This is a genomic window from Providencia huaxiensis (assembly GCF_002843235.3).
Classification (GTDB): Bacteria; Pseudomonadota; Gammaproteobacteria; order Enterobacterales; family Enterobacteriaceae; genus Providencia; species Providencia huaxiensis.
Genome location: NZ_CP031123.2, coordinates 2251100 through 2263142, shown reverse-complemented (window position 1 = coordinate 2263142; position 12043 = coordinate 2251100). Strand labels below are relative to the sequence as shown.

The window sequence follows — 12043 nt, the reverse complement described above, 5'->3', positions numbered from 1 at the left end:
AACTGACCGTATTCGAGCGAATATAGCAGTTTAATTAAAGCTCATTATTTCCAAAAACGGTCAATTTGTTCCCTTAATGCTTCCGCCGTTTTTTTGCCTTTTTCGCCAACTAATGCACGGCCAGCAATAAAGGCTTTCGCTTTGATACCGTTAAATAGATGAAGGTCTTCAGGGACTATTCCACCTGTAATCGAGAGTTCTAACCCTAAATCAGACAGTTTACGCATTTTTTCGATATCTTCATTTGTCCAGCCAATACCAGCAAGTTCGGCATCGCGGGAACGATGGTAAATTGCTTGCGTAATACCAAGTTCGACCCAATTTTTGGCATCTTCAAATGTCCAATTACCATAGATTTCAATTTGGATCTCACGATTAAACTCATCGGCAACTTTTTTACAGGCAGCAATAGTGGCAATATGCGCTGCGGCTGAAACCGTGATCCAGTCTGCTCCCGCTTCAAATGCCATTCTCGATAAAATGGCTCCCCCGTCGGTGGTTTTCATATCGCAAACCAGAATGTGGTTGGGGTACTTTTGACGTAAAGTCGAGACCGCATTCATGCCATCAGCGAAAGCCAAAATGGTACCCACTTCAATAATATCAACAAAAGTGTGTACATTTTCAGCCACTTCGAGAGCAGCGGGTAAGTTGGTTTGGTCTAAAGCAATTTGGATCAAAGGCTTTGTCATTGTGATTGTCCTAAAATATTTTCATGTATTAGACGCGCAAGGCCATCACCATTGTTATCTGTCGCACAAACAAAATCCGCGTGGGACTTCACGGTGTCATCGGCATTTTTCATTGCAACTCCTAAGCCTGCTAGCTCAATCATGGAGATATCGTTGTGATTATCACCAACAGCAATAACTTGGTTTGAGTCATAACCTAGAGAGTTAAGATACTCAGCTAAACGCGTTCCTTTGTTATTGCCTTTAGCAGCAAAATCGAAACGGTTTGACCATGATTTTTCTGCATTAAAAGTTTGTTTTATCCAAGGCAAGTTTAAGAAACGCGCTAACGTAGCGGGTTCACCTTCGACGACAAATTTCCAAATATAGTCAGCGTGCTGGACTTGTTCTTCAAATGAATCAATGCGATAAATTTTTGGCGGATGTGCCATGGTTGGGTTGTTAGCCCATTGCTCCATCGCGCTCATGTAATCGATAGGGTCGATTTTTGAATACACCATGGCGTCGGTGATATACATCACCATTTTTAGTTTGTCCTGTTGCGCTAATTCAATAAAAGTAAGCGCATTCTCTTTGGTGAGAGCATTGTGTGTGAGAACTTTTTCATTTTGGTAATCATAGATATAAGTACCATTGCAACAAATAATTGGCGTGGTTAAACCAAGCTCATCATAATAGGGACGGGCTGCGGTGTGGTGGCGCCCTGTGACTATCATGACATGGCATTGCTTTGCTGCGTTGTTAATAGCTTGTTTGACAGCGGGATGGATAGTGTGTTCTTGGGTTAAAACTGTGCCATCTAAGTCAAGCGCTAATACGTTATACATAGTTGATTACCTCTATCGCTAATTAATGATTCTTTTATTATCATTAAATTAGCATAATGCTTGATCAATAACCTGATAAACATCATCAATGGTGCGGCAGCGACGTAATTTATCAAGGTCGACACCGGTTTCGCTGCCTTCATCATCGAGGACGCGCGTCACCTCCATCAAGCCCTCCATATGTTCATCGGATGAACTGCCTGCTAAAGTGATCAGCACATCAACCGGTTCATCTTCACCCTCAAAAATAATCGGTTTTTTCAGTGTGACTAAAGCAAAGGCGGTTTTTAGCACACCATCTTCAGGTCTAGCATGGGGCAGGGCCAAGCTAGGCGCGATGCAAATATAAGGTCCGAGTTTTTCGACGCTGCTGATGATTGCCTCATGATAACTGGGTTTTATTGCACCTGAAGCGATGAGCAGGTCTGTACCTATCTTAATGGCATCACGCCAGTTATCAGCGGATGCTTGAAGCTGTATCGAATTATTGTCGATTAGTGATTGTTTAAATCCCATCATTGCGTTCCTATTTTTTAATGTTAAGGAAATCGATACCGCCATGAGCGATATCTATTCCTATGACTTAGGCTATTTATTTACGATAAAATTGGTATGTATGATATCGAGTAGTTCATCACCGAATGAGTTGGGGTTGAGCATATTTTGTACGCCAAGCACAAATTTTCCATCACCGGGATCCATCTCTGAGCTTAAATGCTTAGAAGAGACAATAATGTCTGTCGCTGTTAATTTCGATTTATAGTCAGATACTGCGCAGGAATCCATGATGTGTGGGATCCCCTTTTTCTCAAGATACTGGCCAATTTTCATTTTCATCATCATGGACGAGCCTTGCCCATTACCACAAACGGCTAAGATACGTACAGGTTTAGCTCCACTATGTTCAATAGGCGCTGATTCGGCTTCTTCACTAATACTAACGACGGGTTCGCTTGTACTCTGTGCATCTTCTTCGGCACGCAATTTCTTTGCCGCAAAATACATGTAGACAACGGCTAAGGCGACAATGACAAAGAAGAACATTTTAGTGAACGACAAACCTTGCATAATGACAGGGAAGGCGAGTGCCCAGTCGGCCATGCCCATCCAACCGCTGAATTCAGTTCCGTGGTTGTTAATTAAGCTGATTGCCCAAGCAGAACCCAATACTTCGATGATGCCCATCACGAAACACACTTTCATGACCGCTTTCCAGCCGCCAAAATGGTTTGCAAAGATACCGATAGTGGCATTGGAGAAAAACATTGGGATAAAACCAGGGATAATCATAATTGGCGAATTAAATGCCAACATACCCAGAACGGCAACAAATTGCCCGATAGCACCCCACATAAAACCAAATACCATAGCATTAGGGGAGAATGCATAGATTGCCGCACAGTCGATGGCGAGCACTGCATTAGGAATGACACGCTCGGAAATCCCTTTAAAGGCCTCAGAAAGCTCGGCAACAAACATTCGCACGCCAGTGACAATGATTTGGATAGCGACGGCAAATTTTAGGCCGGTTTCAATAATATAAATGGTCCAGTGGGTGGTTCCTGCCATGGTTTGTAGGTTGGGGATACCAAAGGAAATTAAGATCACACCAAAGAATAAGGTCATTACAATGGCAGTGGCGGAGATACTGTCGTGGAAGATATGCAGCCATTTGGGCAGTTTTAAATTATCAACACTGTCATTTTTATCGCCCAATTTCGGGGAAACTTTGGTGGCTATCCACGAAGCAAACTGTTGTTGGTGGCCGATAGAAAAACCTGCACCACCCGTAACTTCTTGTGTTGGCTTGAACATAATATTGGAGGAAATACCCCAATACAGCGCCATTAAAACCGAGGAGTATAAAATGGTTTCCCACATGCTTGAGCCGAGAACAAAATAGAAAACTGCGATCAAGCCAGCTTGTTGAAACATAATATGCCCCGTCAACATAATGGTACGAATACCCGTCACGCGGCGAAAAAGGACTAAAAGAATGTTAAGGGCGAGGGCTAATAAGACGGTATAGCCCACCCAAGAGTAGTTATCCCCCATCGCTTCCATCGTGGCCATCATGGAAGTGTAAGGGTCAATAACTGAGCCTGTCAGTCCGTGGTATTCAGACATTTTTTCTATGACGGGTTTAAAGCTGGAAACTAAGGTACTAGCACCCACGCCAACTAGCATAAATCCAACAATTGTTTTGATTGTACCCTTGAGGATCGTCGTACCATCGCGCTTTAATAGCCAATAACCAATAAATGTGACTAAGCCTAATAATAGAGGCGCTTTTGTCATTACTTGGCTGTAAAAAATATAGAAAGCGTCGTATAAAAAATCCATATTTTTACCTCTAATCAAATTGTATTTGTAATTTATCTGGGTCAGAGATGATTCATATTGATCGTATCTGGTGTTATTGCGATATAATCATTTAAAGCGGTCAAACAGTCTCGCAAAAATCAAAGGTGATCATATGTAATCACGAATTGCTCTTTTATGATTGTTTGCATTTGTCTGTTTTTTTACCAGTAAAAAAATGAATAAATGGCGACTTGATCACGTAAAATTTAAATTATCAATATATATCAATATGTTAATTTTTACTTATGTCAAATGTTGTATTTTTGCATGAGCAAAGGTTGACAACATTAGATGAGATAAATAGAATCAAAACTAATCACAGATAATCATTTTGAATCATTTGTCATCATGGTGGTGATTATTAACAAATAAGGCGATGATTATGAATGAAGTGCAAAGACACAATGAAATATTGTCGTTATTGGAATCACATCGAGTGATCAATGTTTCTCATATAACCGAACAATTTAGTGTGTCTCCTGCAACTGCTCGTCGTGATATTTCAAAGTTAGATGGGCAAGGTAAATTACGAAAAGTCCGTAATGGTGCTGAACGCATTGAAAATAAAAAGCGTAAGTGGTCACCGTTAAACATCAATAGCACTGAGCACTATGAAGAAAAATCAGAAATCGCGATTAAAGCCGCGGAGCTGTGTCTTCCTGGGGAAAGTGCTGTCATTAACTGTGGTTCAACGGCTTTTATGTTAGGGCAGCAATTGTGCGGGAAAAATGTACAAATTGTGACTAATTATTTTCCATTAGCGAGCTATTTGATTGACCAAGACCATGATGACGTTATTTTAATCGGCGGGCAGTATAATAAGGCTCAGAATATCTTTCTAAACCCTGCATTGAACACGTTAATGGGTTACGCAGGTAACTGGATGTTCACTTCAGGTAAAGGATTAACCGAAGCTGGCTTATATAAAGCTGACATGCTAACCGCGGTAGCTGAGCAGCAAATGCTTGACCAAATTGATAAATTAGTCGTTGTTGTAGACAGTTCCAAGGTGGGTCATCGAACCGGAATGTTATTTTGCCCAGCTAAGAAGATAGATGTTCTTATCACTGGGAGGAATGCCAACTCTGAAGTTATCAAAGCGATTGCTGCACAGGGCACGCGAGTGATACTGGTTTAATTCCGTCGAATACCTGATTTTTTAATATAGACAAATTCAGCCGCCATGCCTTAATTTCTCGATTAAGGCATCAGGCTCCCTACATCTAAAATTCTAGAAAAGGTATTGTTACTATGAGCAAAGTAAATGAAATCACACGTGAATCTTGGATTTTAAGTACGTTTCCTGAGTGGGGAACGTGGCTAAATGAAGAAATTGAAAAAACGGTTATTGAACCCAATACCTTTTCAATGTGGTGGCTTGGGTGCACAGGAATTTGGTTAAAAAGTGAGGGAAATACCAATATTTGTATCGATTTTTGGTGTGGAACTGGGAAAAAAACGCAAAAAAATCCACTGATGAATAAACAGCATCAAATGATGCGTATGGGGGGGGTAGAAGCGCTGCAACCTAATTTACGTACTGCAATTTTTCCTCTCGACCCGTTTGCTATTAAAGAGGTTGATGCGATTTTAGCGTCTCATGACCATGCTGACCATATAGATGTCAATGTTGCTGCTGCGGTAATGCAAAACTGCGGTGACCACGTTAAATTTATTGGCCCTCAAGCCTGTGTGGATTTATGGACGAAGTGGGGCGTACCCGTAGAGCGCTGTGTGGTCGCCAAAGTGGGGGATGTGATTGATATCGGTGATATGAAAATCCGTGTATTAGATTCATTCGACCGTACTGCGTTAGTGACATTGCCACAGGGCGTTTCTTCCTATGATAAGCAAATTTTAGATGGTATGGATTCACGTGCAGTGAATTATCTGATTGAAACGACAGGTGGCTCGATTTACCATTCAGGCGATTCACATTATTCAAACTATTATGCGGCTCACGGTAACCGTTATCAAATTGATGTGGCATTGCTTTCCTATGGTGAGAACCCGCGTGGTGTGACCGATAAAATGACTTCATCAGATATTTTACGTGCAGCAGAGTCATTGGATTGCGAACGTGTTATTCCATTCCACCATGATATTTGGGCGAACTTCCAAAACGACCCACGTGAAATTGAAGTTTTATGGAATATGAAAAAAGAGCGTCTGCAATATAAATTTGCGCCGTTCTTCTGGCAAGTAGGTGGAAAATACACTTATCCAACGGATAAAGACCGTATGCATTATCAACATTTCCGCGGTTTTAACGATATATTTAAAAATGAACCTGAATTGCCATATAAAGCATTTTTGTGATTAATTGGTTTGTTAAGAAAAGCAGAAGGGGAAACTCTTCTGTTTTTTATTTGGGCTTAATAACGAAAAAAACCGCCACGATGAAGTGACGGTTTAAGCTATTACATTTGAGATTATTCTTTTTCGTTTAAGATAAACATGCCGTATGGGTGGATCTGCAAATAGAGGTTTTCCCCAACAGAAGGTTGTAATTGAGTGGCATTGATTTGCAGCAACATTGATTGACCATGCCAATCAACAGTAACCTCATATTGAGGCCCCATATAAGCAACGTGAGTCACCGTACAGCGTTGGCTATCGTCGCCTTGTAAACTCAGTGTGATGGCTTCAGGACGAACCCCCACAGTCACCGCAGTTTCATCAGTCACAAACTGTTCTGGGCGTGGTAAGCGATAATTGAAAATATCCACAGAATCCGCACTGAGTGTTGCAGGGAAAATATTCGCATCACCCATAAAGCTCGCCATAAATTTTGAGGCTGGCTGGCGGTAGAGTTCTTGCGGTGAGCCTAGCTGCATGATTTTCCCTTTATTCATCACTAAAACCATATCCGACACCGCAAAGGCCTCGCTTTGGTCATGAGTGACATATAAAGAGGTGATATTAAACTGCTGCTGTAACTCACGGATTTTTTCACGCATGCTACGACGTAAATTTGCATCCAAGTTACTTAATGGCTCATCGAACAACAGCACTTTTGGCTTAAGGATCAATGCGCGAGCTAAGGCAACTCGTTGCTGTTGTCCCCCAGAAATTTGGTCGACAAAGCGGTCAGCAAAACCAGCTAAATCAACTAATTCTAATGCCTCGTCAACTCGTTTTTTTATTTCGGCTTTGGGTAATCCTAACATTTTTAAGCCATAACCCACGTTGTCCCCCAAGGACATATGCGGGAACAGGGCGTAAGATTGGAAAACCATACAGATATCGCGTTGTTGAATGGAACGGTCTGTCACATCTTCACCGTCAATAAACATACGGCCTTCAGTCGGTTTTTCTAAGCCAGCCACTAAACGCAATACGGTGGTTTTACCGCAGCCTGATGGGCCGAGTAGGGTCACCATGCTACCTTGAGGGATTGAAAGACTTAAATCATCGATGACGGTATTGTTGCCAAAGCGTTTAGTCACATTTTTTAGTTCAACAAAATGATGTTGTGTCATGTCAGTTACTCCATGATTACTGTGCATTTTTGGCTTTGGAACGTGAAACACGGGCTTCGCCAATCAAATAGTCAAATAAGAAAATAATTGCCAACATTACGACAATCAGGATTGAGCCATAGGCAATGGCAACGCCATATTCACCGTCTTCAACACGGTTCAAAATATAAGCCGTTGCGACGCGAGTATCTGGAGTAACCAAGAATACAATCGCACTGACAGTGGTTATCGCGCGGACAAAGCTATAAATCAACGCGGAGAGAATGGCAGGGCGCAACAGTGGCAACAAGATAAAGAAGATGGTACGCATTGAACCCGCTCGTAAGCTGAGTGACGCTTCATCCAATGATTTATCAATTTGCCCTAAACCTGCAATACCAGCACGGATACCCACAGGGACGTTACGCATGGTCATTGAAATAATTACGATGGCAGCCGTTCCCGTTAAATAAAACGGTGAGTCGTTAAAGGCTAAAATGTATGACACACCAGCCACGGTACCTGGAACCGCAAAGCACAACATCGTCGTGAATTCGATGGTCTTTTTACCACGGAAGTCTTGGCGAACCACGATATAGGCAATCAGTAAACCAAGGATTGCGGTAATAGGTGCGGCAATACCTGCGTACAGAAGGGTATCCAACAATGACGGCCATGCCCCATCGCTCATACCCTGACCAAATAATTTAATAAAATTATCTAAGGTTAATGTGTAATCAACACCCCAGTTCACGGTAAAGCTGCCGTAGAAAATACTGCCGTATAACAAGACGTTAAATGCAACCCAAATGGCTAAGAAAGTTGTTACGGTGGCAATTAACGATGTCGGTAATGGTTGAACATCACCACGGTAAGATTTTCCTGACACAGTGACATAGGAGCGCTTGCCTATCCACATATACTGAACGCAGAATACTAATAGTGAGAACACTAATAGTGACGCACCTAAGGTACTGGCGGCTTGATAGTCCAGCTGTGACCCGGTGATATAGAAGTAAATTTGTGTTGCGAGTACGTCGAAGTTTCCGCCTAAAACTAATGGGTTACTAAAGTCAGCCAATGATTGCACGATAACGATTAAAAATGCGTTTGCCAAAGCAGGTTTCAGTAATGGCATAAATACATTAAAGAAAGTTTGGTAACGGTTGGCTCGTAAAGTATAAGACGCTTCTTCTAAAGATGGGTGAATGGTTTTAATCGCACCATCTAAGATCATGAATGACATTGGCGTGAAGGCGAGAACTTGCGCTAACCAAATCCCTGTAAAGCCATACAGCCAGTTGGTATTTTCAAGGCCCATATAGGTCGCAAGGAATTCAGTAATATACCCTGAGCGCCCCATCATCAAGGTAACTCCGAGACCGACGACAAATGGCGGAGTGACGATAGGCAAAATAGAAAAAACACGGCCAATAATGGCAGAGCGTTTAGCAATACGCGTGGTATAAATGGCTAAAATTAAGCCAAAGAAGGTACAGCCAGCTCCTACTGCTAACGATAAAAATACTGAGTTAATAATAACTTGGACAATATGAGATTGTGTCAAAATTGCCACAAAGGCGAATGGCGCAAAGTCGCCATTTCCATCCGTAAACATTGGGATAAAAATGGCAACACTTGGGAACACAATAAACAGTGTTATCAACGCAACAACGGTGATCAGCGAGCCAATAACAAACTGGTCTCCGCCGAGCCATTCAAGGCGGGTTAACGCCAATGTCATCACCATTCCCAAGGCGATAAATAGCACAATAGCGGAGTAACCTAACCCTTTCCCTTCAAAGTAGGAGGTTAAGATCACCACCGCAGCGGTGACAACAGCCACGCCAATATCGAAATAATGGCGTGTTTTGTGATAACGGTCCGCTGGTGTTAACGGGCGAATAAATAAAATGGAAGGTAATAAATACCAAAGCCAGCTAATGTTTAGGCTACTCCAACCGTAAGCCGCTATGATTTCGTCTTGTGTTGAGTCAAGAACGCCATAATCTAGGCTCCAAGAAGGTAGTAATGCGAAACCTAGCCAAGCAATCAGCAGCCAAAAAAAGATACTATCTTTTTTGGTTGGGGTCGATAAGGTTAGGGTTTGAGACATAGTTCCCCCTAAGCTCGTCATATTTTGCATTGTCACGGTGTTGGCTTATTTCGCTAACCCTAGTCACATATTTTTGCATGTTCTTAGAGATAACGTCACTTACCGCCTAGTAGCAACGCTCATAACTCGAAGCTTAATTAAATTAATTTTTTATTTTAGTTAAGTAAGTGCTCAGTGCGGCGAGTTAACGCCGCACTTAATACTATTTGCTCATTTTGACTTCAGTAACCCATTTGTTGATAAGGTTTTTACGGACGTCAGCATCGCCGTATTTATCCATATCGTAATTAATTAGGTTCAACTCATTGAGTTTCAATGAGATAGGTGAGGATTCAGCCGTCGTATTGGTCAGGATTTGATAAGATTTCCCTTCTTTCCAGCTCAGCTCTTGAGCTTCTTTCGATAAGACGAAATCGACAAACAGTTTCGCGTTGTCCATATTACGTGCATTTTTCAAGATACTGATCCCACCGATTTCATAGCCTGTTCCTTCACAAGGGGCGATAAGTTCTAATGGCGCACCGTTTTCCACTTCTAATGAATAATCATGTAAGAAGCCAATACCAATTGCCGACTCACCACGAGCGGCATTACGTGCCGGGGCAATACCAGACTTAGTATATTGAGAGATATTTGAGTTTAGTTTTTTCAGGTAATCAAAGGCTTGCTCATTTCCCCATAATTGGTCGAAAGTGGCTAATGCGGTATAAGCAGTTCCTGAACTTTGTGGATCTGCAATTTGAATTTCGCCTTTATATTCAGGTTTAGTTAAATCTTTCCAGCAAGTAGGGATTGGCAAGCCTTTCTCTTTTAAGCGGTCTTTATTGACACCGAAACCTAAAATACCGATGTAAACAGCGGAAGAGTAGTTGCCTTTACGTTTTGCAGGGTCTTGGAACTGCGGCATGATCTCAGACAGATTCGGCGATTTATATGGCTCAAGTAAATCCATTTCCCCAGCTTGTGAATGTGGGTCTAATGTACCGCCATACCACACGTCAGCTTGTGGGTTACGTTTTTCTGCTTCAATTTTGGCTAAAGTACTGCCAGAACCATTACGTACAAAGGTGGTTTTGACATCGTATTTCTTAGCAAAAGCTTGCGTTTCAGTTTCACACATGGCGTTAGTGGCGCTACAGTAAACAACTAAACGGCCTGCCGCATTCACAGTGGTAGAAATAGCCGCTAGGGATAAACCCGCAGCGATAAGCGTAGAGAGAGTTTTCAGTTTCATTTTCAGTCCTTTATTCAGGTTTTATTATCAGAGGGTGAAACAGTGCCTGCTAAATGCTCTCGTTTGCTGACATTGGCAATCAAAAGAGGCATTAGCAGTAATCCCATCAAAGCCGCGGCACTGGCTAGTAAAGAAAACATCCCTGACCAACCATAGTGTGCAATGACTTGAGAGAGTGGCCATCCAGCGATTGCAGCCCCTAAATAGGCATACAAACCCAGATAGCCCGTTACCGCTCCAGCTGCTTTTTTATGACAATATTCTGTTGCAGCTAGACCGATTAACATTTGGGGCCCAAAAACAAAAAATCCGATAGCAAAAAAACATACAGCCAATAAAGCGTAGTGATGAATTGGTGTTAACCATAAGGCGCTCACGGAGACACAAAGCCCCAATGAAAACAGTAGGATCATAGGTGCACGTTGGCCACGAAATAGGATATCAGAGCCCCAGCCCGAGCAGAGCGCACCTAATAATCCCCCTAATTCAAATAACGACAGTGTGGCATTTGCACTGAGTAAGTTAGTGCCATGCTTTTCTGTTAACCATAAATTCCCCCAATCGTTTATCGCCATGCGAATCAGATAAACCAAAATATAGGAGAAGCCTAGTAACCAAATCATTCGGTTAAAAATAATGGCATCTTTTAAAATCGTTAACATCGGCATGGGAGGGGACAAACGCTCTTGGCGTAACTCCAAAACATCTTGTCGCCATTGCCCCACGCTTGGTAGCTGTTCTTCTTGTGGTGTGCCACGTAATTGGCGGCACAGCCATAACCCAATGATGACACCAATAATCCCGGGGACAATTAACGCCATTTGCCAGCTGTACTGGGTTGCCAATAGTGCTGTAAGCAAAGGCAGTAACATTCCACCTAGGTTGATGGAAATATTCCACAGCCCCCACCAAAACCCACGCTCATTGCGTGAATACCAGTGCGTTAGAATACGTGCGCAAGGTGGCCAGCCCCAACCTTGAAAAAAGCCATTTAGTGTCCAGACAATTAATAACGCGGGAAACGATAAACAATAGGCAAAAATAATATTCAGTAGCCCAGTCATCACTAAACCGACGCCCATAAACCAACGGTATCCGGTAATATCGTGGAAAATCCCCGATAAAAACTTAGAAATACCGTAGGTTAAATAAAAGGCAGTCGCTATCCAGCCAATATCGCTTTTATCGAGAAACAGCTCGTTTTGCATGACAGGCATCACGAAGTTAAAACTCTTTCGCGTAAGGTAAAAAGTGGCATAACCAATAATCATTGATAGCATTAAGCGGCGACGCCAAAAACGATACGTGTTATCCAGACTCAAGGTGTCTTTACCTGTCATAGGGCGGTT

Annotated in this window: 10 protein-coding genes; 2 read left to right on the top strand and 8 right to left on the bottom strand. The window is 42.3% G+C overall.

Translation table 11 applies throughout. The annotated features are described in order from the left end of the window. Positions 1 to 44 precede the first annotated feature (44 nt). From CYG50_RS12215 to CYG50_RS12200, 4 genes are all read right to left on the bottom strand, one after another. Positions 45 to 692, bottom strand: a complete 648-nt coding sequence (locus tag CYG50_RS12215) for a 3-keto-L-gulonate-6-phosphate decarboxylase UlaD (protein WP_102137519.1) — start codon at positions 690 to 692, stop codon at positions 45 to 47. Next, entirely contained in the window at positions 689 to 1519 is an 831-nt protein-coding gene (locus tag CYG50_RS12210; protein WP_102137520.1) for a Cof-type HAD-IIB family hydrolase, read from the bottom strand. The genes CYG50_RS12215 and CYG50_RS12210 overlap by 4 nt, the downstream gene beginning before the upstream one ends. A 48-nt stretch (positions 1520 to 1567) precedes the next feature. Continuing rightward, positions 1568 to 2035: a PTS sugar transporter subunit IIA gene (locus tag CYG50_RS12205; protein ID WP_102137521.1), complete on the bottom strand. Its 468-nt coding sequence runs from the start codon at positions 2033 to 2035 to the stop codon at positions 1568 to 1570. Positions 2036 to 2107: 72 nt separating this feature from the next. Then, positions 2108 to 3862: a PTS ascorbate-specific subunit IIBC gene (locus CYG50_RS12200; RefSeq protein ID WP_102137522.1), complete on the bottom strand. Its 1755-nt coding sequence runs from the start codon at positions 3860 to 3862 to the stop codon at positions 2108 to 2110. Between the two features lie 403 nt (positions 3863 to 4265). On the opposite strand from CYG50_RS12200, the gene ulaR reads away from it, so the two are divergent. Beyond that, on the top strand, positions 4266 to 5021 hold the full coding sequence (gene ulaR / locus CYG50_RS12195; protein ID WP_102137523.1) for an HTH-type transcriptional regulator UlaR: 756 nt from the start codon (positions 4266 to 4268) through the stop codon (positions 5019 to 5021). Positions 5022 to 5134: 113 nt separating this feature from the next. Then, a complete protein-coding gene (gene ulaG, locus CYG50_RS12190) occupies positions 5135 to 6202 on the top strand; it encodes an L-ascorbate 6-phosphate lactonase (protein ID WP_102137524.1) in 1068 nt (355 codons plus the stop codon). 113 nt (positions 6203 to 6315) lie between these two features. Here ulaG and fbpC read toward each other — a convergent pair whose 3' ends face one another. The 4 genes from fbpC to uhpC all read right to left on the bottom strand — a co-directional run bounded on the left by fbpC (position 6316) and on the right by uhpC (position 12034). Further along, positions 6316 to 7365: a ferric ABC transporter ATP-binding protein gene (gene fbpC, locus CYG50_RS12185; RefSeq protein WP_102137525.1), complete on the bottom strand. Its 1050-nt coding sequence runs from the start codon at positions 7363 to 7365 to the stop codon at positions 6316 to 6318. A 16-nt stretch (positions 7366 to 7381) separates the two neighbouring features. After that, on the bottom strand, positions 7382 to 9460 hold the full coding sequence (locus tag CYG50_RS12180; RefSeq protein ID WP_102137795.1) for an ABC transporter permease: 2079 nt from the start codon (positions 9458 to 9460) through the stop codon (positions 7382 to 7384). Between the two features lie 202 nt (positions 9461 to 9662). After that, positions 9663 to 10694: an ABC transporter substrate-binding protein gene (locus CYG50_RS12175; protein ID WP_102137526.1), complete on the bottom strand. Its 1032-nt coding sequence runs from the start codon at positions 10692 to 10694 to the stop codon at positions 9663 to 9665. A 14-nt stretch (positions 10695 to 10708) separates the two neighbouring features. After that, positions 10709 to 12034, bottom strand: a complete 1326-nt coding sequence (uhpC, locus tag CYG50_RS12170) for an MFS transporter family glucose-6-phosphate receptor UhpC (RefSeq protein ID WP_102137527.1) — start codon at positions 12032 to 12034, stop codon at positions 10709 to 10711. Positions 12035 to 12043: the final 9 nt, after the last annotated feature.